The organism is Halobacterium sp. R2-5 (assembly GCF_011734195.1).
GTDB lineage: Archaea > Halobacteriota > Halobacteria > Halobacteriales > Halobacteriaceae > Halobacterium.
Window position 1 is genome coordinate 647724 of sequence record NZ_JAANTH010000001.1, and the last position, 21536, is coordinate 669259.

The following is a 21536-nucleotide window of genomic DNA, read 5'->3' on the forward strand; positions in this document are numbered from 1 at the left end:
TCGCTATGGCTACTGCTGACGGGACGTTCCAGTACAAGGAGCGCTTCGGCGAGGACAAGGCGCGGACGTACTTCCGGAGCGTGCGCGACCGCGCGGTCTCCAGCGTCGGCCTCGGGACGTACCTCGGCGAGCCGACAGACGACGTCGACGACGCGTACTACGAGACGGTGCGGGCGGCCGTCGAGGGCGGCTGCAACGTCGTGGACACCGCCATCAACTACCGCCACCAGCGCAGCGAGCGCGTCGTCGGGCGCGCGCTCGCCGACGCGGACGTGGACCGCGAGGAAGTCTTCCTCGCGACGAAGGGCGGGTTCGTTCCGTTCGACGAGTCCCGGCCGGAGAGCCCCGGCGAGTTCGTCGCCGAGGAGTACGTCGACAGCGGCATCCTCGACGCCGACGACCTCGCGCACGGCAGCCACGCCATCGCGCCAGGCTTCGTGGAGGACCAGCTCGACCGTTCGCTGCGGAACCTCGGCGTGGACACGATCGACCTCTACTACGTCCACAACCCGGAGACGCAGCTCGACGAGCGGCCGGCCGGCGAGGTCTACGACCAGCTGGAGGCGACCTTCGAGCGGCTGGAGGAGCGCGTGGCGGCCGGCGACATCGAGCACTACGGCGTGGCGACGTGGGAGGCGTTCCGGGTGCCGCGCTCGCACGACCACTTCCTCGACCTCGGGGAGATCATCTCGCGGGCGCGGGCGGCCGCCAAGACCGTCGGGAACACGGCGACGCACCTGCGCGCGATTCAGGTGCCGTTCAACGTCTTCATGGCCGACGCGTTCACCGTGAAGTCCCAGGAGGGGCCGGAGGGCGACCAGAGCGTGCTCTGGTACGCCCACGAGGCCGGACTGAACGTGTTCACCTCGGCGAGCCTCGCACAGGGACAGGTGCTCGACGGGATTCCCGACGAAGTCGACGAGAAGCTCGACGGCGACACGCCCGCCCAGCGCGGCCTGAACTTCGCGCGCAGCGCGCCCGGCGTGACGACCGCGCTCGCGGGCACGACCAGCCCCGAGCACGTCCGCGAGAACGTCGCTGCCGGGACGTTCGAGCCGCTGGGCGCGGACGCCTTCGACGCCGTCTTCGAGTAGCTACGGGAGCTGCTTCCACTCCCGCCCGCACTCCGGGCAGATGCGGTGCCAGCCGACGGCCTCCCGGTCGCTCTTCCCGAGCGGGACGTTACAGTCCGTGCAGATGAGTCGCTCGTAGGTTCCCTTCTCGACCTCCCCCGCTCGCAGCGCCTTTCGGACGGACGACATGGACAGTGGTACCTCGCACCGCACCTTCAGTAATCGGGGACTAACGCCCGCGAACCACAAGGATTGACCTTCCGGGGGTGTGAAAACTCGGCGTGTCCAGTACGTCTGCGAGCGACGCGCGGCGAGTCCGGCTGTTCGGGTCGCTGTGCGCGCTCGTCTTCCTCGTGAACTTCGGCCGCGTCGTGTTCGCGCCGCTGGTCGCGCCGCTGCAGGCGGACTTCGTCACCTCGGACGCCGCCGTGGGGCTGGTAGCGACGCTGGCGTGGCTCGGGAGCGCGCTCCCGCGGCTGCCGACCGGCTGGCTGCTGACGCGCGTCGACCGCCACCACGTCGTTCTCGGTACGGGCGCGCTGCTGGCGGTGTCTTCGGCGGGGATGACGTTCGCGCCGACCATCGAGTTCGTGATGCTCGGCGCGTTCCTCGTGGGGCTCGCCTCCGGCGCGTACTTCGTCGCCGCGAACCCCCTGATTAGCGAGCTGTTCCCCGAGCGCGTCGGCCGCGTCGTCGGCGTCCACGGCACCGCCTCGCAGCTCGCGGCGGCGGTCGCGCCCGTGCTCGTCGGCCGCGTCCTCCTCGAAGCGTTCTCGTGGCGCGCGCCGTTCTACCTGCTGTCCGCGGCCGCCGTGGTCGTCACGGGCGTCATCTACGTGCTCGCAGGCCGCACCGACCTGCCGTCGGCGGGGTCGTCGGACCGCAACCTCCTCGGCGCGATTCGCCGCCAGTACCGCGTCGTACTGTTGGGCGTCGTCGTGGTCGGCGTCGCCGGCCTCGTCTGGAACGGCTTCTTCAACTTCTACATCAAGTACCTCACCGAGACCAAGCAGATCGCGCCCGCCACCGCGGAGACGCTGCTCACGGTGGTGTTCGCGGCGGGCGTGCCCGCGTTCTGGTACACGGGCCGGCTCGCCGACCGCTTCCGGCACGTGCCGCTGATGCTCGCCGTGCTCGGCGGGTTCGTCGCGACGCTGCTCGCGCTGACGTTCGTCGACGGCCTCGTCGCGGTCGCGGCCGTCTCGGTCGTGCTCGGGTACGCCGTCCACAGCCTCTTCCCCGCGATCGACACGTTCCTCCTCGACAGCCTCCCGGACAGCGACCGCGCGAGCGCGTACGCCGGCTACAGCGCCGTGATGATGGTCGTGCAGGCGATGGGGAGCGTCGTCATCGGGACGCTCGTCGGCGCCGGAATCCCCTACGACACCGTCTTCCGGGTGGCGGGCGCCGGGCTCGCCGTGCTCGTCGCCGCGCTGGTCGTGCTCTACCGCGCGGGCCGGCTGCCCGCTGGCGCAAGTTAGTTCCCGGCGGCGGCCCGAGCGGGGGTATGGACTACACGCAGGAGCGCGTGGCGACGCTCCACGACTACGGCGGCGCCGACCCCGATGCGCCGACGGGGCGGGCGGCCGTCGTGGTGCCGATGACCGACCGCGAGTACGCCGCCCTCGCCCCCGAGCGCGTGTTCTCGGAGCTGGAGCGCGTCGACCCCGCGGAGGTCGTGGTGCCGCTGCGCGCGCCCGCCGAGCGCGTCCCCGAGTTCCGCGACTGGCTCGCCGACTTCGACGTGCCGCTGACCGTGCTCTGGTGCGACGGCCCGCGCGTCGAGGCGCTGCTCGACGACGCCGGCCTGACGGGCGACCGCGGGAAGGGACGGGACGTCTGGCTGGCGCTCGGCGTCGCGGCGCGCAACGACTACGTCGTCGTCCACGACGCCGACACGACCACGTACGAGGACCGGGACGTACGGAAGCTCCTGTTCCCGCTCTCGCAGGACTTCGAGTTCTCGAAGGGCTACTACGCGCGCGTCGAGAGCGACCGGCTGTACGGCCGGCTGTTCCGGCTGTTCTACGAGCCGCTCGTCGACGCGCTCGCGGCCGAACACGACCACCCCGTCGTCGACTTCCTCGGGGCGTTCCGGTACGCGCTCGCCGGCGAGTGCGCGATGACGAGCGACCTCGCGCGGGGCCTGCGCGTGCAGCGGCGCTGGGGGCTAGAAGTCGGCACACTCGGCGAGGCGTTCCGGCTCGCGGGCGCGGACGACGCCGCACAGGTCGACCTGGGGCGCTACGAACACGACCACCGCGCGGTCTCTGGCCCCACTGGCCTCTCGGAGATGAGCGAGGGCGTCGGCGCGGCGCTCCTGCGGGCGGTCGAGGACGCGGGCGTCGACGTGGACTACGACGCGCTGACGGAGCGCTATCTCGCTGCGGCCGACCGGTTCGTGCGCGCGTACGGCGCCGACGCCGCGTTCAACGGCCTCGACTACGACGCCGAGAGCGAGCGCGAGCAGACTCGCACGTACGCCGACGCCATCGGCGACCCCGGCGAGGACACGCGGCTGCCGGCGTGGACCGACACGAGCCTCGACGCCGACGACGTGGCTGTGGCGGCGGCCGCGGACGCCGAGGAGGCCGCCGCGAGGGCGGGAGGTTCAAGCGCCTCCGCGTCCGACGGGGAGCCGTGAACGGCGACGAACTCGCAGGCGTCGTGGACCTCTTCGGCGCGCTCACCCGACGGGAACTCCACGACGCGCTCGAAGAGCTGGCGTTCAAGCGCGGCGACGACTTCGACGCCGACGAGGCCGACGACGACGTGATGGACGCGCTGCGCGAGTACTACCTCGTGAGCGTCGACCGCGAGAACGGCGACAGCGTACTCGTACCGGGGCCGGCCGCGTTCCCCGACCTCCCCGAGAACGCGGCCGACCTCCCGCACATTCTGGACGTCGAACGCCGTGAAGTCGACCGGGAGACGCTCGCAGACGCGGTCCGCGCGCGCCTCGAATCGGACGCCGCGGACGCCGACGGCGATCGCGCGCGCTCGCTCGTGGACGTGACCTACGACGCGGAGGCGTGGGCGCCCGTCGACCTCGCGGACGTCCGCGAGGAGCTGACCGCGGACTGAAACTGCGCGTGAGTTAAGGTCGTCGCGGTGCTCGCCCCCAGTATGGACCTCTCGCGGGTCGCCGCCCACCAGCCCGAACGAGTCACCGACGAGGACCGCGACGCCGCGGTGCTCGTCCCCGTCGTCGAGCGCGGCGACGACCCGGCGCTGGTGTTCACGAAGCGCGCCGACCACCTCGGCGAGCACCCCGGCCAGATGAGCTTCCCGGGGGGCGGCCGCGAGCCCAGCGACGACGACCTCCGGGAGACCGCCGCTCGCGAGGCCTACGAGGAGATCAGTCTGCTGCGCGACGAGATCTCGTACGTCGGCCAGCTCGACGACATCCGCACCGTCTCCGGGTACTCGGTGACGCCGTTCGTCGGGCGCGTCCCCGAGCGCGAGTACGTCCCCGACGAGCGCGAGGTCGACGAGGTCGTGGTGCTGCCGCTGGCGGGGCTCACGAACGACGACAACTACGAGGTCGAGAAGCGCATCCACCCCTCGTACGGCGAGTCGACCGTCCACTTCTTCCACGTGGACGGGTACACCGTCTGGGGGGCGACCGGCCGCATCCTCGTGCAGTTCCTCGACCTCGCGGTCGGGTGGACGCCGCCCGACCGGGAGCCCGACGTCGTCGAGATGGACCCCGACGACTAGTCGGAGGTGACGAGGTACGTCTTCCCGCCGCGGCGCTCGAGGAACGCGTCCTCGTCGTGAGTGTCCGCGTAGGCGGCGACGCCCGCGGCGGTCATCTCGGAGACTTCGATGCGGCGCTCCGCGCTGTCGGGGTTCGGCTGCGAGCGGCGTCGGTGCTGCAGTGCCATATCTGCATCTTCGGCGCTACCCGCTTGAAGGCCACCCGTGCGCGGTGAAAGTGAAACTGCCGGAAGGCGCGGCTCTCGCGGTCCACGACTGTTATGGCGGTCGCCGCCCATCCGCCTGCATGGACGAGTTCAGCGACGCAGCGGGCGACGACCGCGGCGCCGGCCGCTCCGTGGCGGTCGTCGGTGCGGGCGCGGTCGGACTGACGGCCGCCCACGACCTCGCGGCGCGCGGCGCCTCAGTCACCGTCTACGAGCGCGGCGAGGTCGCCGCCGAGAGCACGGGACGGGCCGCCGGCGTCCTCTACGACGCGTACGCCGAGGACGTGGACGCGCGAATCGCCGCCCGCGCCATCGAGCGCTTCCGCGCGCTCTCCGGGGCGGGCGAGTTCACCTTCGAGGAGACGCCGTACCTCTGGTTCGTCACCGAACCCGGTCGGAAGGCCGACGCCATCCGCGAGCAGGTCGAGGGAATGCAACGGCACGACCGCCGCGTCGAGCGCGTCGACCCTGCCGACCTCGGCGAGCGCTTCCCGGCGCTCCGTACCGAGGACGTCGTCGAGGCCGCCATCGCGCGCAACGCCGGCGTCGCGGACACCGCCGCGTACGCCGACGCGGTCGCCGAATTGGCGGTCGAGGCGGGCGTCGACCTCCGCGAGCACACCGCCGCGAGTGTCGCCCTCGACCCGCCGCGCGTGAACGGCGACGCCTACGACACCGTCCTCGTCGCCGCCGGCGCGCACACCGCCCGCGTGCTCGCCGACGCCGGGATCCGGGTGCCGCTGAAGCCGTACCGGGTGCAGGCGCTCACCGCGAACGCGGCCGGCGAGCTACCGACGTTCTACGACGCCACCGAGGGGTACTACGCGCGCCCGCACCCCGAGGGCCTGCTCGCCGGCGACGGCACCGAGGAAGTCGAAGCCGACCCCGACGCCTACGACCGCGACGGCGACGACTGGTTCGTGGACGCGATGGAAGACCGGCTCGCAGACCGCGTGCCCGGCTACGAGCCCGACGTCCACCGCGCGTGGGCGGGACTCTGCACGGCCACGCCGGACCACGACCCGCTGCTCGGCGAACTCGCTGACGGGCTCTACGTCGCCGCCGGCTGGCAGGGCCACGGCTTCATGCGCGCGCCGGCCACTGGCGAAGTAATCGCGGAGGAGATAGTCGGCGGGGGCGGCGTCACCGAGTTCGAGCCGACGCGCTTCGACGGCGACGAGGAGTTCGAGATCGTCGAGGGAATGACCGTCGAGTAGGCTACTCGTCGTCCGGCTCGGTCACTTCGACCTGGGTGCCCGCGGTCTTCGGGAGGTACACGTACAGCGCGCCGTCACGCAGCTCCGCACGGGCGTCCTCGGGTTCGACGAGCGCGTCGTTCGGGAGTTCGGCGCGGCCGTCCAGCTGGAGGCCGCGGCCCGGGAACCGCATGTCGAAGCCCTCGCGGAACGCCCGGAAGCGGTCGACGCGGACCTCCACGGCGCCGTCCGCGTAGTTCACCTGGACGTCGCTGGCGTTCGCGCCCGGCGCGTCGAACACGGCGAGGTACTCGTCGTCGCTCTCCAGGACGTCGACGGGAAGCGGCGTGTCCTCCTGGGCGCGCGCCGCCGCGCGCCCCACGCGCTTGAAGACGGCCTCGCCGACGCCCTCCGCGAGGTCGCGAACCGTCATAGCTCGATCCGCTCCAGGCAGTCAGTGCCACCACACAGCGGACACTGGAGGTCCTCGACGCCGAGGTCTTCGCTGACGTCGTACGTGTAGTGGTTCTCGAACATGTCGAGCTCGCAGTCGTCGCTCGTGCACTTGAGCTCCTCAGTTGCGGGCATACCCGCCAGTTGGGGCGGCGCGGGCAAAAAGGGGCGGGCCGCGGTGAGAACGGCTGCCGGCGCGCTCCCAAAGAGGAAAGTACCGGGCCGGCGGTGGATGCGGCATGGCTTCGGTCCGCGCGCCACGCCTCGTGCTCGCCGTCAGCGTGCTCGCGGGCGTCGCGAACACCGTCCTGTTTCCGCTGCGCAGCCCCGAGCAGGTCGGGCTCGCGACGGACGTCTACTACTTCGCCGCGCGCGCCGCCGTTCGGGGCGCCGACTTCTACGCCGTCACGCCCGTCGGCACCGCGAGCTTCGTCTACCCGCCGGCGCTCGTGCTCGCGTTCTACCCGTACGCCGCACTCGGCGACCCGACGCTCGCGTACGCCGCCCAGATGCTGCTGAACCTCGTCGCTCTCGCGGGCCTCGCGGCCATCGTCGTCCGCACCGTCGAGCGCGCGGGCGTCGAACTCGCTGCGCTCGACCGCGCGCTCCTCGCGGCCGCCGTCTTCCTCGTCGGTCCGATGGGCATCAACCTCGTGATGGGGCAGGTGAACGTGCTGCTCGCGCTCGGCCTCGCGGGCGGCGCCGTCCTCCTCGAACGCGACCGCGAGGCGGCCGCGGGCGCGGCGTTCGGCCTCGTCGCGCTCGTGAAGCTGTTCCCCGCGCTCGTCGGCGTCTGGCTGCTCCGCCGGCGCGCGTGGCGCGCCATCGCCGCCGCCACCGCGACCGGCGTCGCCGGCATCGTTCTCGGCGTCCTCGTCTTCGGCGTCGACACCTCCGTCGCGTACGCCACCGAAACGCTCGCCGGCGAGGCCGGCGTCGCGTCGTTCGCCGACGGCCCGGACCCGACCGCGCCGTACGTCACGATTCGCCGCCAGCTGGCCGTGCTCGCGCCCGGCCTCCCGACCGGCTGGCTGCTTCCCGTCAGCGCCGCCGTCCTCACGCCCGTGTTCGTCGGCGTGAACCGCGTCGTCGCCGACCTCCGTAGCCGCCTCGTCGCGCTCCAGGGAACCCTGCTCGCCACGCTCGCGATGTTCCCGCTGGAGCCGTTCTACGTCGTCCTCGTGCTGTTCCCGCTGCTCCCGCTGCTGTACGTGCTGGAGTCCGGGACGCCGCGGCGGCTCGTCCTCCTGGGCTCGCCGCTGCTGCTCGTCTCGCTCACGTGGCCGAGCGCCGTCACCGTCGCGAACCTCCTGCCCGCGGGCAGCGAGCTCGTCCTCGACGCCGTCCGCCCGGTGTTCTCGTTCGTGCTCCCGCCGACGGTCGGCACGTGGCTCGTGCTCGCGGGCTGTCTGCTCTACCAGCACCGGGCGGCCTCGGAGCACGCGAGCGAGGGCGTGTAGTCACGTTCTTACGCGTCGAACCCCAACGCCGGGGTATGATTGACCCCGCGGAGCTGGACGTGACCCTCGTCGACGGCTACGTCGACGAGCCGGCGCACTTCGGCGTGCCGCCGTACATCTCCACGTATCCGCGGTACGCGGCCGGCGCGCTCGTCGACGCCGGCGTCCCCGAGGCGCAGATCACGTACCACACCATCGACGAACTCCGCGACGACAAGTCGAAGTTCAACGACGTCGCGGACGCGGACCTCTTCGTGTACGTCGGCGGCATGACCGTCCCCGGGAAGTACGTCGGCGGGACGCCCGCCGAGCCCGACGAGGTCCGGGAGCTCGCGTGGCTCGCGGACGGCACGAGCGTCATGGGCGGGCCGGTGCGCTTCGGCGTCGGCGAGGAGAACGCGGGCGCCCAGGAGATGGAGCGCCAGGACCTCGACTTCGACTTCCTCGCGATGGCGGACGTCGAGGCCGCCGTCTACGACCTCGTGGACAACCGGCTGGAGGGCTTCGAGGACCGCTACCGCGACAACGAGGAGATCGACCGGTGGGGCGCGAAGGGCGCGTTCGTCGTCGAGCAGCACCCGAACTACCCCGAGTACCTCATCTGCGAGATGGAGACCTCGCGGGGCTGCGCGTACCGCTGCTCGTTCTGCACGGAGCCGATGTACGGCGACCCCGGGTTCCGGAGCGCGGAGAGCGTGGTGCGGGAGGTCGGCAACCTCTACGACCACGGCGCGCGCCACTTCCGGCTCGGCCGACAGGCCGACATCCTCGCGTTCGGCGGGGACGGCGAGGCGCCGAATCCGGACGCAATCCGGCGGCTGTACGGCGGCATCCGGGAGGTCGCGCCCGACCTGGAGACGCTGCACCTCGACAACATGAACCCGGTGACCATCGTGGACTACCCCGAGAAGTCCCGGGAGGCCATCCGCATCATCGCCGAACACAACACCGCCGGCGACACCGCCGCGTTCGGCCTGGAGTCTGCGGACCCCGTCGTCCAGGAGGAGAACAACCTCCTCGTCACCGCCGAGGAGTGCCTGGAGGCGGTCCGCGTCGTCAACGAAGTCGGCGGCTGGCGCCCCGGTGAATCGCCCGAGGACGCGCCCACGTACGGCGACGAGGCCACTAATCGGCTGCCGAAGCTCCTCCCCGGTATCAACCTCGTGCACGGCCTGACGGGCGAGCGCGAGGAGACGTTCGCGCACAACAAGCGCTTCCTCCGGAGCGTCCTCGACGAGGGCCTGATGCTCCGCCGCATCAACATCCGGCAGGTGATGGCGTTCGAGGGCACCGAGATGGCGGAGACGGGTGCGGACCTCGCGAACGACCACAAGCAGCAGTTCAAGCGCTACAAGCAGGAAGTCCGGGAGGAGATCGACAACGCGATGCTGAACCGCGTGGTGCCGCCCGGCACCGTTCTGGAGGACGTCCACCTGGAGTACCACCAGGACGGGAAGACGTTCGGCCGCCAGCTCGGCACGTACTCGCTGCTCGTCGGGATTCCCGGCGAACGCGAACTCGGGCGGACGATCGACGTCGCCGTCACCGACCACGGCTACCGGTCGGTGACCGGGGTTCCCCACCCGCTAGACGTCAACGAGGCATCGATGGACGAGCTCACCGCGATCCCCGGCATCGGCAAGCGCACCGCCGGCGATCTGCTCGTCGACCGGCCTCACGACGCCCTGCCGAGCGTCGAGGACGCCGACCTCGCGAAGTTCACGCAGTAGACGCTCAGTACTCCTCGTCGATGATCTCGCCGACCGCGAAGTTCGACTTCACTTCCGTCACTTCGATCTTCACGCGCTCGCCGATCTCGGCGTCCGGAACGATGATGACGTAGCCGCGCTCGACGCGCGCGATGCCGTCGCCCTGCTTGCCGATGTCCTCGATCTCGACGTACCGGATCTCGCCCTCCTCGACCGGGGGCTGGGGCTCCGAGTCGGTCGTCTCGCTCGCCGCCTCCGAGTCCGAGCCGGAATCGGTCTCGGTCTGCGAGATGAGCGCGACGCGATAGACGTCGCCGGGGTCGATAGAGCCGGCTTCCACCTCGCTCCGCGGGATTTCGACGACGTACTCGTCGTCCTTGACAGTCACTTCAGCACTGAACAGACAGAGGAGTTGGTCAGAGATTTCCATTGCGGACCTCCATTCGTGCGTGTCGGCCCCGTGACTTAATCGTTGTCACGGTGTGCCGCACGCTCGACGGGAGCCGGCTCGCGTCAGTAGAAGTCCGGCTTCCCGCGGCCGGCGTCGTGGTCGGTCGCATTCCGGAGCTCCGCGACGTTCGCGGGCGCCCGGTTCCGCACGATGACCACGTCGTAGGCGTCGGCGGCCGCCACGGAACTGCCGACGCTCCCCAGCCCGGTGACCATGCGGCCGGCGTTCTCGCTGCCGACGAACACCATCGAGGCGTCGACCTCCCGGGCCACCCGCTTCAGTCTGTTCGTGACGGCGCCCGTCGGCGCGCGCTTGTCGACAGTCTCGTGCCGGAAGTCGACGTTCGGCGCGAGGTCGGTCACCTGCTCGTGGAGCGACCCCACGACCTCGCTCATGTCGAAGGCCTCGTCCGGCTCCGCCCAGCCGCGCTCGCGCGCGTACCGCTCGTTCCCATCCGGGACGACGACGACCGCGAGTACGCGCTCCTCGAGGACCGCGCTGAACTGGCTCGCGCGCACGAGTGCGGCCTCCGCGAGCGCCGACCCGTCGAAGGGAACGACGAACGTCATGTGTGCTCGTACGGTGCCCGCCGGGAAATGCCCGCGTCGCCCTTCCCGAGACGTGAGAACGCCTGCTGCTGTCACGTCTCGGTGTCGTAGTCCGCGCCGTCCGGGCGCTTCGCGCCCTCGGAGTCGTGGACGACCGTCTCGCCCGGTGCGGGGTCCGCCGGCTCGTAGTTGTCGCGGACGCCGATGGCTTCCTCCAGTTCCCGCACCGCGCGCTCCTTGAGCGCCGCGGCGAGCGATTCGGCGTCCTCGCGGGAGATGTCGCGGCCGAGCCCCTCGCACTCGTGGGCGCGCACCATCCCCGACTCGTCCACCGCTTCGCCCATCGGCTGGCTCGTGCCGCCGAGCGCGACGCTGAACGGGTACGTCTCGCAGATGAGGGGGCGGCTGTCGTGGACCGTACACGCCCCCGTCCCGTCGTCGTCCTCCTCGTAGAACGTACAGTCCCCGCACGCGTCCGTCTGCAGCGCCCACTCGAAGGTCTCCCCGCTCCCGTCCTCGTCGAGCCCGTACGGCATCGGGCGCGCGACGTCGCGCCAGTCCCGCTCCGTTTTGTCCTCTAACGTCCGAGTCTCGTCGGGGAAGACGGTCGCCGTGTGCGGGTCGTCTTCCTCGCTCTTGCAGCACGCCCCGCAGCGCGTGCACTCGAAGCCGATGGTCTCGATGGCGTCCGCGAGCTCCGCGACGTCCAGCTCGCGAGCGCGCTCCAGTTCGACTTCGAGTTCCTCCATGCCCGCGGATTGGCAGTGAACGCTGAAAAGACTCGCGGGCTAGGTACTGAGTCGTTTTCTCCTCTCGCTGCGCTTTGCTCCGTTTACGACACTTCGAGAGCCCCCTCCCGCTCGGCGGCTGCGAACCGCGCTGCGCGCGCTCCGCTCGCGTGCTTGCGGGTTCTCGCTCGCCGACCGGTCGGCCCCTCTCAGTCCACCCGCTACCGGTTGTTTCACTCTGCTACTCACTCGGCTGCTTCGCCGGCTACTGCACGACGACGGTCGGGCGAGCGCGCTCGCCGTCCCACTGGACGTGACCCTCGACGGCGAGCTTCCGGAGGTGCCCGCGGACGACCTTCGCGGCGAGGCGGCGGGCGTCCCCGAGGTCTTTCTCGTAGGCGGCGTCGAGAATCTCGTCGACGGTCTGCGCGCCGGACTCGACGGCGGCGCGGACGCTGCGCTCGCGGTCGCGGCGGTGGAAGTACGTCTCGGTGATGCGCTCGGCGGGGTCGTCGACGGGGCCGTGGTGGCCGGGGTAGATGCGGTCGAAGTCCCGGGCGAGCAGGCGGCGCAGGGACGCGAGGTAGGTGCGGACGTCGCCGTCCGGCGTCCCGACGAAGACGCTGCCGTCGGCGAACACGAGGTCGCCGCTGACTGCTTCGCCGTCCGCGACGAACGCGACGTGGTCGGGGGCGTGACCGGGTGTCGCCATCACGGAGACGCCGGTGTCGGCGAGCGTGTCGCCCGGGCGGAACAGACAGTCGGGTTCGACGCCGGTCGCGTCCGCGAAGCGCTCCGCAAACGACGCGTGCGCCCAGACCGTCGCGCCGGCGGCCGCGGCGTAGTCGGCGACTGCGTCGACGTGGTCGGGGTGGGCGTGCGTGACGGCGACGTGGTCGATTGACTCGACAGCGTCGTCCAGCTCGGGCGTGCGCGCGGCGGGGTCGACGAGCAGGCGTTCGTCGTCGCCGAGGACGTAGGCGTTCGTCGCGCCGCCGGGCACCGGCATCTCCACTGGAACGGCGTAGCGCGCTAGCACGAGTCGAGAGAGGGGTGCCGCGAGGAAAAGCCGCCGGTTTAGTCGTCGAGGAAGTACACCTGCTTGCGGGCGTCCTGGAAGCTGTACCGGGAGCCGACGAGGCCGGCGTCGTCGAGACGGTTGAGGGCGTACCGGACGGTGCGGTCGGGCAGCAGGGACTCTTCGGCGAGCTGGCCCTGCGAGAGCGGGGCTTCGATTTCGAGGACTTTCGCGACGAGCTTCGCGCTCGGCGGGAGTTCGCGGAGGCGCTCGCGGAACTCCTCGTCGTCCTGAATGAGTGACTGGTGGTCTGTGGCGGACGTGCTCATGGAATCCTCTCACATACTGAGGGAGGTAAAGGTTGTCTACCCGTGCGACTATACACCTTATATCGTATAATGTTCGAGCGAGCGGTAGTGCTCCCCCGGCGACTTTGGTCGTGGCCGTCGCAGTGGGCGTATGGCGACGATTCCCGACGAGTACCACGACCTCTTCGAGAAGCAGTCGTTTCTCAGCCTCGGCACGCTCTCGCCCGACGGCGCCCCGCACGTCACGCCCGTCTGGGTCGACTACGACGGCGAGCACGTCCTCGTGAACACCCTGCGCGGCCGCCGCAAGGAGAAGAACCTCCGCGCGGACGAGCGCGTCGGCGGCTGCGTCCTCGACCCGGAAGACCCGTACCGCTACCTCGGCTTCCAGGGCGAAGTCGTCGAGCTCACCACCGAGGGCGCCGTCGAGCACATCGACGACCTCGCGCGCGAGTACATGGACGCCGACGAGTATCCCTACCACGACGAGGAGGACAGCGACCGCGTGCTCGTCCGCATCGAGCCGACGCGAGTGTTCGGGTGACCGGCCGTCGCTCGCCGTTCGGTTTCCAGTACGGTTTTAACCACCCGCGCACGAAGTGCAGGCGAGAAGCGTGAAGGGACAGGAGTGGTACCAGGCCGCGGAGGTCGCCGAGGAGTACGACGAGAAGCGATTCTCCCGCGGCGGCCGGCTCATCGACCGCCGGGAGAAGCGGGCCGTCCTCGAGGCGCTGGGGCCGGTCGAGGACCAGCGCGTGCTCGAGATCGCCTGCGGGACGGGCCGCTTCACGGTGATGCTCGCGGAGCGCGGCGCGGACATCACGGGCCTGGACATCTCCGGCCCGATGCTCCAGGAGGGCCGCGAGAAGGCCCAGCGAGCGGGCGTCGCGGACACCTTGGAGTTCATGCGCGGCGACGCCGGCCGGCTCCCGTTCCCGGACGACCACTTCGACACCGTGTTCGCGATGCGCTTTTTCCACCTCGCGGACACCCCGGCGAAGTTCCTCACGGAGATGGCCCGCGTCTCCAAGGACCGCGTGTTCTTCGACACGTTCAACCGGTTCAGCACGCGCTCGCTGTACAACTGGCTGCTCCCGATGGGGTCACGGCTGTACGGCGACAGCGAGGTCCGCCGGCTCGTCCGTGAGGCGGGCCTGGACCTCGTGAACGCCGAGCACGACTTCCTCGTGCCGTACGGCTTCTACCGGAAGGTCCCGGACTGGATCGCGGGACCGATCCGGAGCGCGGACACGGCAGTCGGCGAGACGCCGCTCGGCCACCCGCTCGCGTCGGTGTCCTACTGGCAGGCGAGCGTCTGACGGAACCGCCGTTTCGTGTGAGTTAGCGGACGATTACGGCGTGATACGACCCGGGACGTTTTTACTACCGCGTGGGCTCGTGTAGGCTATGGACCTCTCGGTAGTGGTGCCAACTCTCAACGGCCGCGACGTACTCGCCGCGTCCCTGGACGCGCTCGCGGCCCACGCACCCGACGCCGAGGTCATCGTGGTCAACGGCCCGTCCGTGGACGGCACCTCCGGGATGGTGCGCGAGCACGACGCGGCCGACGTCCTCCTCGAGGTCTCCGAGCGGAACCTCAACGCCTCCCGGAACGCCGGCATCGCCGCGTCGAACGGCGACGTCGTCGCGTTCGTCGGGCAGGACTCCCAGATCCGGGAGGGCTGGGTGGGAGCGGTCGAGGCGGCCTTCGACGACGGCGCGGACGCGGTCACTGGTCCCGTCCACCACCGCGTCGAGGGCGGCGTCACCACGGAGTCCGTCGAAACCGACACGGTCGGCGGCCGCGAGGTGACGTACTTCGACGGCGGGAACGTGGCGTTCGTCCGCGACGCCGTCGACGCCCTCGACGGCTTCGACGAGTACCTCCAGACGGGCGCCGCGCGGGACGCCGCCCACCGGCTCGCGGGCATGGACCGCGAGGTGGTGTGGGGCGCGGACGCGGTGGTGTTACGCGAGGCGAAAGACGACATCCGCCACCGGCTCCCGGAGGACGCCGAGGAGTCGGCGTGGGGGCTGAAGTACCGCTCGCTGGCGTACCGCCTCGTGAAGAACTACGGGTTCGGCGCGCGCATCGCCGCGCGCGTCACGCGACACGCCCTCGGCGACTCGCTGTCCGTCGGCGCCGACGTGCTCCGCGGCGACGAGAAGCCGTCGACGTGGGCGGCCGCCGGCGGCGCCGTCGTGCCGAACCTCTGGACGGGCAGCCAGGACGGGATGTCCGCGCGGATGGCCGACCGGACGCCGCGGCGAAACCCGAACGGCGTCTCGGCGCGCATGGACCGCACGATGGTCCGCCACGACTGCTAGCGGTGGCTGCGCGGGCGTGGCTGCGGTCGGAGAAGCGCTCGTTCAGGCGTCGGCGACCGCGCCCGTGGCGCTGCTACCGCCGGGTCGCTCTTCGAGTGTGACCGTGCCGTCGCCGTAGACGGTGACGTCGTAGCCTGCGTAGGGGAACTTCACCTGCCCCTCGGAGAGCCCGGCGGCGACGGCGTTCAGCGCGTCCGGGTCGACGGCGTCGTACAGCGGGGGGAGTTCCATCGTGTCGCTGTCCGCGTGCTCTGCTACTCGTTCGACGACCTGCTCGGAAGCGAGGGCGCTCGTCCGCGACATACCGGTGACATGGAAAGCACTCACTTAAATCTAAGTCAGACAACCATTCCGAACGTGATAGTTCGACGGTCTCCGCCGCGAATTCGACGGATCGTACGTCGCGACGCGGGAATGAATTATCCGTTCGGCTGCGCGAACTATTGACTGACCCAACAGCTCTACTCCCGGTCGAGGCCGGGGACGATTCGCACCGCGTTCTTGCCGAACACCTTCCGCATCGCGTCCTCCGTGACGTCCAGCGTGAGAATCTCCATCACCGCGACGTTCGGGTGGGTGGCGGGCGCGCCGCTCCCGAAGACGACGCGGTCGGGGTGCTCGACGATGGCGTGTTCGAGCAGTTCGCGGTACCGGACGGCCGCCGTGTCGAGGTAGAGGTCGTCGTAGGAGTCCAGTAGCGTGACCGCCTCGCGCATCAGTCCGCGGTCTAGCGGGTGGCCGCCGAAGTGCGCGAGCACCACCGGGAACTCGCGAGCGAGCAGCGTGTCCTCCAGCGCGCCCGGCGGGAATTCCCGGCCGCCGTGAACGAGCACCGGCAGCCCGACGTCGTCGAGCACGTCGAGTACGTCCGCCTCCGGGAGGCCGTCCCGCGTCGGGTCGAGCTTGAACCCGTGGAAGCGGTCGTCGTACGCGTACTGTTCGACGTCCTCCGGGGAGGTCTGCCAGTCCGTCCGCGACGACCGCAGGTTCTTCAGCCGCGAGGCCGCGCCGTCGCCGGCGTCCCGCGGGCCGTCGATGCGCGCGAACGCGATGAACGGCCGCTGGACGGCCTGCCGCGCGACCGCGTTGTTCGCGCGCAGGTAGCCCTGTTCGCCCTTCTGCGGGCCGGGGAACACCACCGACCGGACGATGCCGGACTGGTGCATCTCGCGCTCGAGGTCCTCGCCGTCGATGGTGCGGCCCCGCACTGGGCGGCCCGGGCCGGCGTGGAGCCGCGCGTGCAGGTCCACGACCCGGAACCCGTGCTCCAGTTCGAGCATACGCGTAGGTGACTGCCCTGGTATTTCGGTGTGACGGTGCGCTCGCCCTCCGCCACAACCCTTAGCCGTCACGGCCCCGTGGGTCCCGGCGATGGGTGACCAGCTCGGGCTCACCGAGTGCGTCTCCATCGCCCTCGGTGGCATGATCGGCGGCGGTATCTACGCCGTGCTCGGTGTCGTCGCACAGATCACGCGCGCCGCGACGTGGGCCGCGTTCGTACTCGCGGGCGTCGTCGCGCTCTGCGCGGGCTACTCGTACAACCACCTCAACGCGCTCGGCGACGGCTACGGCGGGTCGGTGTCGTTCGTCCAGCAGTTCGTCGGCAACACGACGCTCGCCGGGATGGTCGGCTGGACGCTGCTGTTCGGGTACGTCGGGTCGATGGCGATGTACGCGTACGCGTTCGCGGCGTTCGCGCTCGGGTTCTCCGCGGTCCCCGACGGCGTCGCGGGCGTGCCGCTGCGCCCGGTCGTCTCCGTGGCCGCCGTCGCGCTGTTCGTCGCGCTGAACCTGCTCGGCGCGCGCACCACGGGCACCGCGGAGACCGTCCTTGTCGGCGCGAAGGTCGCCGTCCTCCTGGCGTTCGGCGCGTTCGGGCTCGTCTACGCGACGTCGCTGTCGGAGACGCGGATGGCGTACGGGTTCGGGCAGCTCACCACCGTCGGCCCGGTCGTCGCGGCGGCCATCTCGTTCGTCGCGTTCCAGGGCTGGCAGCTACTGTTCTACGACCAGGACGCCATCGCGGACAACGTCCAGACGATTCGGAAGGCAGTGTACGTCGCCATCCCGGCGGCCGTCACCGTGTACGTCCTCGTCGCCGTCGTGACGGTGAATCTCGCGCCGGAGGCGCTCCGCACCCGCCCGCACGTCGCGCTCGCGGACGCCGCGTCCGCGATGCTGTCCGTGGTCGGGCTGTCGGGGCTCGGCCTCGCCGTGGTTTCGGCGTCCGCGCTGTTCTCCACGGGTAGCGCCATCAACGCCACGCTGTTCTCCGCGGCGCACTTCTCGAAGCGTCTCGTACAGGGGGATCTCCTGCCGGACCGCTTCGGCGACGCGGACGCCGACGGCGTCCCCGAGCGGGCGGTACTCGTGCTCGGCGCGGTCACCGCCGCGTTCGCGGTCTACGGCAGCCTCGGCGCGATTACGTCGTTCGCGTCGCTGTCGTTCATCGTCGTGTTCGGCGCGATGAGCTACCTGGCGTTCCGCGAGCGCGGCGACGACGTCCACCCCGTGCCGCCCGCCGTGGGCGCCGCGGGCGCGCTCGGGTTCGCGCCGCTGATGCTGTACAACCTCTACGGGCGGGAGCCGGAGACGTTCTGGATGGTGCTCGCGCTGGCCGCGTTCGTCGTCGCCGTCGAACTGCTGTACTTCGAGCGCGAGTACGTCCAGCAGGAGCTCAGCGACTTCGAGGACGGCCTCGAACCGGGCGGGTGACTCACCGCGACAGCTCCACCGGACTCCCGGGGTCGACGCCGAACGCGTCGTCGCCGCGGCCGCGGTTGACCGCGAGTTCGACGTTCCCGTGGCTGCCGACGGTGACGACGCGCTCGCCCGCCTCGGCGGCCGCGTACGTCCGCTCGACTGGCACGCGGTCGCCGTTCACTTCCACGGACTCGCCCGCCCGGTCGGCGGCGAGGCGCCCCGGGAGGTTCGTGATGGCGTTCCCGAACCCGTCGACGACGAGCACCTCGCCGTGCAGCACGTCGCCCGCGAGGTCGGGCTCGGGGAACTCGACGGTCTCGTAGTCGTCGACGCGCTCGTAGTCGGGGTAGTCCGCGAACGCCTCGACGCCGCGCTCGTGGACGTCCGCGGCCGCCGGCGCGAACACGTCCCGGCCGTGGAACGTCGAGCTCTCGGGGTCCTCGACCAGAATCTCGAACACCTCGACGTCCTCGGCGAGCCGCCGGGCCGCCGGAATCGCGACCCCGTTGTCCGGCGCGACGAGCGCGTGCTGGCCGGCGCGCACGACCACGGCCTTCCGGTCGGTGCCGACGCCCGGGTCGACCACGGCGAGGTGGACCGCCGGCGGGAAGTACGGCAGCACCTCCCGCAGCCAGAACGCCGACGCGCGCACGTCCTGTCGCGGGAAGTCGTGGGCGACGTCCACGAGCTGCGCGTCCGTCGACTGCAGGACGACCCCCTTCATCGCCGCCGGGTACGGCGACCCGAAGTCGGAGCTCAGCGTTATCATGGCTCGTCGTAGGCGCGCCGCCGTTGAAAATCCCGCCCTACGACTCGCCGTTCGTGTCCGTGTCGCCGACCCGCTGGATGCGCTCGATGCCGTCGATCTCGTCGACGACGTCCGCCACGGGCTTCGGGACGAGTTCGCGCCAGTCGCCGTCCTCCGCCATCCGGCGGCGAATCTCCGTGCCTTCGAGGACGTCCCGTTCGAACATCGGCGACTGCCGGACCTCGATGTCGGCCTCGTTGAACAGCCGGATGACCAGCGGGTTGTTCGAGTACGCCACGTCGAAGTTCGGGCTCATCGACTGGACGTGGCTCACCCAGACCGCGTTCCGGTCGAGGTCCTCGATGGGGACCGCGTACGTCACCAGGTCGAAGTCCACGAGCGCCTTCGTGATCATCATGATGCGCTCGCCCGCCGTGAACGGGTTCCGCGTGCTGTGGGAGTCGCCCGCGCTCCCGATTCCGACGACGAGCTCGTCGACCTCGGTGGCGATCTGCTCGACGACGCGGTGGTGGCCGTTGTGGTACGGCTGGAAGCGACCGATGTAGAACCCCCGGGTCATTTGCCTCGCGTCGAGAATCGCCGGCAGCGACTATAAGAATGGCGAGTCCGGCGCCGGTCGCCGGCAGCGCCGAACCGGCCGTTCCACCGAATCGCTGTTCGGACGACTGAGGGCCCGAAACAGGACAATACGGCCGGTTAGGGAGGTGTCGGAGGGAGAAAGTATATCAGTCGCCCGTCCCTGTTTTCAGGTGACGAAACCACTTCTATGAGCAACGAATCGACCAACGACGACCCCCGCCACGAGGACCCCGCCGTCGACGCGCCCGAGGAGGGCGACGAGTCGACGGAGGAGCCTGTCGAGACCGTCGACGACCTCGACGACCTCGGCAGCGAGGTCGGCGTGGAGGGCGACGTCACAATCAACGAGGACATCGCCGAGGACGACCTGCTTGGCGGCCTCGAAATCGACGACACCTCCAGCATCGAGGTGCCGGACCGGCTGGTCGACCAGGTCATCGGCCAGTCGGAAGCCCGCGACATCATCCTGCGGGCCGCCAAACAGCACCGCCACGTCATGATGATTGGCTCCCCGGGGACGGGGAAGTCGATGCTCGCGAAGGCGATGAGTCACCTCCTGCCGAAGGAGAGCCTGCAGGACGTTCTCGTCTACAACAACCCCGACGACTCCAACGAGCCGAAAGTCCGGACCGTTCCCGCCGGGAAGGGCGAGCAGATCGTCGAAGCCCACCAGGAGGAAGCCCGCAAGCGCAACCAGATGCGGTCGTTCCTGATGTGGATCATCATCCTGCTCGTCGTCGGCTACGCGCTCCTCATCGCCCACCAGCCGCTGCTGGGCGTGCTCGCGGCCGGCGTCATCTACCTCGCGTTCCGCTACACCGACCGCGGCGGCGACGCGATGGTGCCGAAGCTCCTCATCAACAACGCCGACAGCCAGACCGCGCCGTTCGAGGACGCCACGGGCGCCCACGCCGGCGCGCTGCTCGGCGACGTCCGCCACGACCCGTTCCAGTCCGGCGGCATGGGGACGCCGAGCCACGAGCGCGTCGAGGCGGGCGCCATCCAGAAGGCGCACAAGGGCGTGCTGTTCATCGACGAGATCAACACGCTCGACGTCCGCAGCCAGCAGAAGCTCATGACGGCGATCCAGGAGGGCGAGTTCTCCATCACCGGCCAGTCCGAGCGCTCCTCGGGCGCGATGGTGCAGACCGAGCCCGTGCCGTGTGACTTCATCATGGTCGCGTCCGGGAACATGGACGCGATGGAGAACATGCACCCCGCGCTCCGCTCCCGCGTCCGCGGGTACGGGTACGAGGTGTACATGGACGACACCATCGAGGACACCCCGGAAATGCGCCGGAAGTTCGCGCGCTTCGTCGCCCAGGAGGTCGAACGCGACGGCCAGCTCCCGCACTTCGACGACGACGCCATCCGGGAGGTCATCCTCGAGGCCAAGCGCCGCGCCGGCCGCAAGGAACACCTCACGCTCGAACTGCGCGACCTCGGCGGTCTCGTGCGGGTCGCCGGCGACATCGCGCGCTCGAAGGGCAACGATCTCACCACCCGCGAGGACGTCCTGCAGGCGAAGAAGCGCTCGCGGTCCATCGAACAGCAGTTCGTGGACAACTACATCGAGCGCCGCAAGGACTACGAGCTCGGCACCGACGACGAGGAGGCCGTCGGCCGCGTCAACGGCCTCGCCGTCATGGGCGGCGACTCCGGCATCATGCTCCCCGTGATGGCCGAGATCACGCCCGCGCAGAGCCAGGAGGAGGGTCGCATCTACGCGACCGGCCAGCTCAAGGAGATGGCCGAGGAGGCCGTCGAGAACGTCTCCGCCATCATCAAGAAGTTCAGCGACGAGAACATGTCCGAGAAGGACGTCCACATCCAGTTCGTGCAGGCTGGCGAGGGTGGCGTCGACGGCGACTCCGCGTCCATCACGGTCGCGACCGCCGTCATCAGCGCTCTCGAGGACATCCCCATCGCGCAGGACCTCGCGATGACCGGCAGCCTCTCCGTCCGCGGCGACGTGCTCCCGGTCGGCGGCGTCACCCACAAGATCGAGGCCGCCGCGAAGGCCGGCTGCAACCGCGTCATCATCCCGAAGGCCAACGAGCAGGACGTCATGATCGAGGACGAGTACGAGGAGCAGATCGAGATCATCCCCGTCTCGCACATCAGCGAAGTCCTCGACGTCGCGCTCGTCGGCGAACCCGAGAAGGACTCCCTCGTCGACCGCCTGAAGTCCATCACCGGCAAGGCCCTCGAAGGCCAGACGGAGTCCGGTGCGACCGGCGGCTCGCCGAGTCCGCAGTAGGACCTTTTTACTGCGGGGGGTCGCCGG

Annotated in this window: 26 protein-coding genes; 13 read left to right on the forward strand and 13 right to left on the reverse strand. The window is 70.4% G+C overall.

What is annotated here, in order from left to right; translation table 11 throughout:
* Positions 1-5: 5 nt before the first annotated feature.
* On the forward strand, positions 6-1094 hold the full coding sequence (locus tag G9C83_RS03455; RefSeq protein ID WP_167244711.1) for an aldo/keto reductase: 1089 nt from the start codon (positions 6-8) through the stop codon (positions 1092-1094).
* Here the strand turns inward: G9C83_RS03455 and G9C83_RS03460 are convergent, their stop codons facing one another.
* Positions 1095-1262 (reverse strand): HVO_0758 family zinc finger protein, encoded by a 168-nt coding sequence (locus G9C83_RS03460; protein ID WP_167244712.1) that lies wholly within the window; start codon positions 1260-1262, stop codon positions 1095-1097.
* 92 nt (positions 1263-1354) lie between these two features.
* Here G9C83_RS03460 and G9C83_RS03465 point away from each other — a divergent pair, with 92 nt between their 5' ends.
* Genes G9C83_RS03465 through G9C83_RS03480 form a run of 4 tightly spaced genes read left to right on the forward strand, consistent with a single transcriptional unit; the run spans position 1355 to position 4793 of the window.
* Positions 1355-2554 (forward strand): MFS transporter, encoded by a 1200-nt coding sequence (locus tag G9C83_RS03465; protein WP_167244713.1) that lies wholly within the window; start codon positions 1355-1357, stop codon positions 2552-2554.
* A gap of 26 nt (positions 2555-2580) precedes the next feature.
* Positions 2581-3717, forward strand: coding sequence for a glycosyl transferase family 2 (locus tag G9C83_RS03470; protein ID WP_167244714.1), 1137 nt, complete (start codon positions 2581-2583; stop codon positions 3715-3717).
* Complete coding sequence (locus G9C83_RS03475; protein ID WP_167244715.1) at positions 3714-4157, forward strand: hypothetical protein; 444 nt, start codon at positions 3714-3716, stop codon at positions 4155-4157. Before G9C83_RS03470 ends, G9C83_RS03475 begins: the two co-directional genes overlap by 4 nt.
* Before the next feature lie 42 nt (positions 4158-4199).
* Positions 4200-4793, forward strand: coding sequence for a CoA pyrophosphatase (locus G9C83_RS03480; RefSeq protein ID WP_167244716.1), 594 nt, complete (start codon positions 4200-4202; stop codon positions 4791-4793).
* Here the strand turns inward: G9C83_RS03480 and G9C83_RS03485 are convergent.
* Complete coding sequence (locus G9C83_RS03485; RefSeq protein WP_167244717.1) at positions 4790-4960, reverse strand: hypothetical protein; 171 nt, start codon at positions 4958-4960, stop codon at positions 4790-4792. The two genes, G9C83_RS03480 and G9C83_RS03485, sit on opposite strands and share 4 nt — an antisense overlap.
* A gap of 119 nt (positions 4961-5079) precedes the next feature.
* On the opposite strand from G9C83_RS03485, the gene G9C83_RS03490 reads away from it, so the two are divergent.
* Positions 5080-6216 (forward strand): FAD-dependent oxidoreductase, encoded by a 1137-nt coding sequence (locus G9C83_RS03490; protein ID WP_167244718.1) that lies wholly within the window; start codon positions 5080-5082, stop codon positions 6214-6216.
* 1 nt (position 6217) lies between these two features.
* On the opposite strand, the gene G9C83_RS03495 is transcribed toward G9C83_RS03490, so the two are convergent.
* Together G9C83_RS03495 and G9C83_RS03500 are read right to left on the reverse strand one after the other, a co-directional pair.
* Complete coding sequence (locus tag G9C83_RS03495; RefSeq protein WP_167244719.1) at positions 6218-6628, reverse strand: Hsp20/alpha crystallin family protein; 411 nt, start codon at positions 6626-6628, stop codon at positions 6218-6220.
* Positions 6625-6783, reverse strand: coding sequence for a hypothetical protein (locus G9C83_RS03500; RefSeq protein ID WP_167244720.1), 159 nt, complete (start codon positions 6781-6783; stop codon positions 6625-6627). Before G9C83_RS03500 ends, G9C83_RS03495 begins: the two co-directional genes overlap by 4 nt.
* 104 nt (positions 6784-6887) lie before the next feature.
* On the opposite strand from G9C83_RS03500, the gene G9C83_RS03505 reads away from it, so the two are divergent.
* Together G9C83_RS03505 and G9C83_RS03510 are read left to right on the forward strand one after the other, a co-directional pair.
* Positions 6888-8108 (forward strand): glycosyltransferase family 87 protein, encoded by a 1221-nt coding sequence (locus tag G9C83_RS03505; RefSeq protein WP_167244721.1) that lies wholly within the window; start codon positions 6888-6890, stop codon positions 8106-8108.
* Between the two features lie 35 nt (positions 8109-8143).
* Positions 8144-9838, forward strand: a complete 1695-nt coding sequence (locus G9C83_RS03510) for a radical SAM protein (protein ID WP_167244722.1) — start codon at positions 8144-8146, stop codon at positions 9836-9838.
* A 4-nt stretch (positions 9839-9842) separates the two neighbouring features.
* Here G9C83_RS03510 and G9C83_RS03515 read toward each other — a convergent pair whose 3' ends face one another.
* From G9C83_RS03515 to G9C83_RS03535, 5 genes are all read right to left on the reverse strand, one after another.
* Positions 9843-10247, reverse strand: coding sequence for a TRAM domain-containing protein (locus tag G9C83_RS03515; protein WP_167244723.1), 405 nt, complete (start codon positions 10245-10247; stop codon positions 9843-9845).
* Between the two features lie 83 nt (positions 10248-10330).
* The gene (locus G9C83_RS03520) at positions 10331-10837 is read right to left on the reverse strand and encodes a universal stress protein (RefSeq protein ID WP_167244724.1); all 507 of its coding nucleotides are present in this window, start codon (positions 10835-10837) and stop codon (positions 10331-10333) included.
* 71 nt (positions 10838-10908) lie between these two features.
* On the reverse strand, positions 10909-11565 hold the full coding sequence (locus tag G9C83_RS03525) for a YkgJ family cysteine cluster protein (protein ID WP_167244725.1): 657 nt from the start codon (positions 11563-11565) through the stop codon (positions 10909-10911).
* A gap of 244 nt (positions 11566-11809) precedes the next feature.
* On the reverse strand, positions 11810-12583 hold the full coding sequence (locus G9C83_RS03530) for an MBL fold metallo-hydrolase (protein WP_347877769.1): 774 nt from the start codon (positions 12581-12583) through the stop codon (positions 11810-11812).
* 38 nt (positions 12584-12621) lie between these two features.
* Positions 12622-12891: a helix-turn-helix domain-containing protein gene (locus G9C83_RS03535; RefSeq protein ID WP_167244726.1), complete on the reverse strand. Its 270-nt coding sequence runs from the start codon at positions 12889-12891 to the stop codon at positions 12622-12624.
* 130 nt (positions 12892-13021) lie between these two features.
* On the opposite strand from G9C83_RS03535, the gene G9C83_RS03540 reads away from it, so the two are divergent.
* The 3 genes from G9C83_RS03540 to G9C83_RS03550 all read left to right on the forward strand — a co-directional run bounded on the left by G9C83_RS03540 (position 13022) and on the right by G9C83_RS03550 (position 15198).
* A complete protein-coding gene (locus tag G9C83_RS03540) occupies positions 13022-13414 on the forward strand; it encodes a PPOX class F420-dependent oxidoreductase (RefSeq protein ID WP_167244727.1) in 393 nt (130 codons plus the stop codon).
* A 70-nt stretch (positions 13415-13484) separates the two neighbouring features.
* The gene (locus G9C83_RS03545) at positions 13485-14189 is read left to right on the forward strand and encodes a class I SAM-dependent methyltransferase (RefSeq protein ID WP_167244728.1); all 705 of its coding nucleotides are present in this window, start codon (positions 13485-13487) and stop codon (positions 14187-14189) included.
* Positions 14190-14277: 88 nt separating this feature from the next.
* Positions 14278-15198, forward strand: coding sequence for a glycosyltransferase (locus tag G9C83_RS03550; protein ID WP_167244729.1), 921 nt, complete (start codon positions 14278-14280; stop codon positions 15196-15198).
* Between the two features lie 42 nt (positions 15199-15240).
* Here the strand turns inward: G9C83_RS03550 and G9C83_RS03555 are convergent, their stop codons facing one another.
* Together G9C83_RS03555 and G9C83_RS03560 are read right to left on the reverse strand one after the other, a co-directional pair.
* Positions 15241-15501, reverse strand: coding sequence for a HalOD1 output domain-containing protein (locus tag G9C83_RS03555; RefSeq protein WP_167244730.1), 261 nt, complete (start codon positions 15499-15501; stop codon positions 15241-15243).
* A gap of 158 nt (positions 15502-15659) precedes the next feature.
* Entirely contained in the window at positions 15660-16478 is an 819-nt protein-coding gene (locus G9C83_RS03560) for an amidohydrolase family protein (RefSeq protein ID WP_167244731.1), read from the reverse strand.
* Between the two features lie 91 nt (positions 16479-16569).
* Between G9C83_RS03560 and G9C83_RS03565 the strand changes: the two genes are divergently transcribed.
* A complete protein-coding gene (locus G9C83_RS03565; RefSeq protein WP_167244732.1) occupies positions 16570-17913 on the forward strand; it encodes an APC family permease in 1344 nt (447 codons plus the stop codon).
* Position 17914: 1 nt separating this feature from the next.
* On the opposite strand, the gene G9C83_RS03570 is transcribed toward G9C83_RS03565, so the two are convergent.
* Both G9C83_RS03570 and G9C83_RS03575 read right to left on the reverse strand, forming a co-directional pair.
* A complete protein-coding gene (locus G9C83_RS03570) occupies positions 17915-18670 on the reverse strand; it encodes an SAM-dependent chlorinase/fluorinase (RefSeq protein ID WP_167244733.1) in 756 nt (251 codons plus the stop codon).
* 37 nt (positions 18671-18707) lie between these two features.
* On the reverse strand, positions 18708-19229 hold the full coding sequence (locus tag G9C83_RS03575) for a nicotinamide-nucleotide adenylyltransferase (RefSeq protein ID WP_167244734.1): 522 nt from the start codon (positions 19227-19229) through the stop codon (positions 18708-18710).
* Between the two features lie 207 nt (positions 19230-19436).
* Between G9C83_RS03575 and lonB the strand changes: the two genes are divergently transcribed.
* On the forward strand, positions 19437-21509 hold the full coding sequence (gene lonB, locus G9C83_RS03580; RefSeq protein ID WP_167244735.1) for an ATP-dependent protease LonB: 2073 nt from the start codon (positions 19437-19439) through the stop codon (positions 21507-21509).
* The last annotated feature ends 27 nt before the right edge of the window (positions 21510-21536 follow it).

Bases quoted from the DNA above. Each gene is read 5' to 3' on its own strand.
- G9C83_RS03455 (WP_167244711.1), top strand. From the start codon at position 6: ATGGCTACTGCTGACGGGACGTTCCAGTACAAGGAGCGCTTCGGCGAG.
- G9C83_RS03460 (WP_167244712.1), bottom strand. From the start codon at position 1,262: ATGTCGTCCGTCCGAAAGGCGCTGCGAGCGGGGGAGGTCGAGAAGGGA.
- G9C83_RS03470 (WP_167244714.1), top strand. From the start codon at position 2,581: ATGGACTACACGCAGGAGCGCGTGGCGACGCTCCACGACTACGGCGGC.
- G9C83_RS03480 (WP_167244716.1), top strand. From the start codon at position 4,200: ATGGACCTCTCGCGGGTCGCCGCCCACCAGCCCGAACGAGTCACCGAC.
- G9C83_RS03485 (WP_167244717.1), bottom strand. From the start codon at position 4,960: ATGGCACTGCAGCACCGACGCCGCTCGCAGCCGAACCCCGACAGCGCG.
- G9C83_RS03490 (WP_167244718.1), top strand. From the start codon at position 5,080: ATGGACGAGTTCAGCGACGCAGCGGGCGACGACCGCGGCGCCGGCCGC.
- G9C83_RS03495 (WP_167244719.1), bottom strand. From the start codon at position 6,628: ATGACGGTTCGCGACCTCGCGGAGGGCGTCGGCGAGGCCGTCTTCAAG.
- G9C83_RS03500 (WP_167244720.1), bottom strand. From the start codon at position 6,783: ATGCCCGCAACTGAGGAGCTCAAGTGCACGAGCGACGACTGCGAGCTC.
- G9C83_RS03505 (WP_167244721.1), top strand. From the start codon at position 6,888: ATGGCTTCGGTCCGCGCGCCACGCCTCGTGCTCGCCGTCAGCGTGCTC.
- G9C83_RS03510 (WP_167244722.1), top strand. From the start codon at position 8,144: ATGATTGACCCCGCGGAGCTGGACGTGACCCTCGTCGACGGCTACGTC.
- G9C83_RS03515 (WP_167244723.1), bottom strand. From the start codon at position 10,247: ATGGAAATCTCTGACCAACTCCTCTGTCTGTTCAGTGCTGAAGTGACT.
- G9C83_RS03520 (WP_167244724.1), bottom strand. From the start codon at position 10,837: ATGACGTTCGTCGTTCCCTTCGACGGGTCGGCGCTCGCGGAGGCCGCA.
- G9C83_RS03525 (WP_167244725.1), bottom strand. From the start codon at position 11,565: ATGGAGGAACTCGAAGTCGAACTGGAGCGCGCTCGCGAGCTGGACGTC.
- G9C83_RS03535 (WP_167244726.1), bottom strand. From the start codon at position 12,891: ATGAGCACGTCCGCCACAGACCACCAGTCACTCATTCAGGACGACGAG.
- G9C83_RS03540 (WP_167244727.1), top strand. From the start codon at position 13,022: ATGGCGACGATTCCCGACGAGTACCACGACCTCTTCGAGAAGCAGTCG.
- G9C83_RS03550 (WP_167244729.1), top strand. From the start codon at position 14,278: ATGGACCTCTCGGTAGTGGTGCCAACTCTCAACGGCCGCGACGTACTC.
- G9C83_RS03555 (WP_167244730.1), bottom strand. From the start codon at position 15,501: ATGTCGCGGACGAGCGCCCTCGCTTCCGAGCAGGTCGTCGAACGAGTA.
- G9C83_RS03560 (WP_167244731.1), bottom strand. From the start codon at position 16,478: ATGCTCGAACTGGAGCACGGGTTCCGGGTCGTGGACCTGCACGCGCGG.
- G9C83_RS03565 (WP_167244732.1), top strand. From the start codon at position 16,570: ATGGGTGACCAGCTCGGGCTCACCGAGTGCGTCTCCATCGCCCTCGGT.
- G9C83_RS03570 (WP_167244733.1), bottom strand. From the start codon at position 18,670: ATGATAACGCTGAGCTCCGACTTCGGGTCGCCGTACCCGGCGGCGATG.
- G9C83_RS03575 (WP_167244734.1), bottom strand. From the start codon at position 19,229: ATGACCCGGGGGTTCTACATCGGTCGCTTCCAGCCGTACCACAACGGC.
- lonB (WP_167244735.1), top strand. From the start codon at position 19,437: ATGAGCAACGAATCGACCAACGACGACCCCCGCCACGAGGACCCCGCC.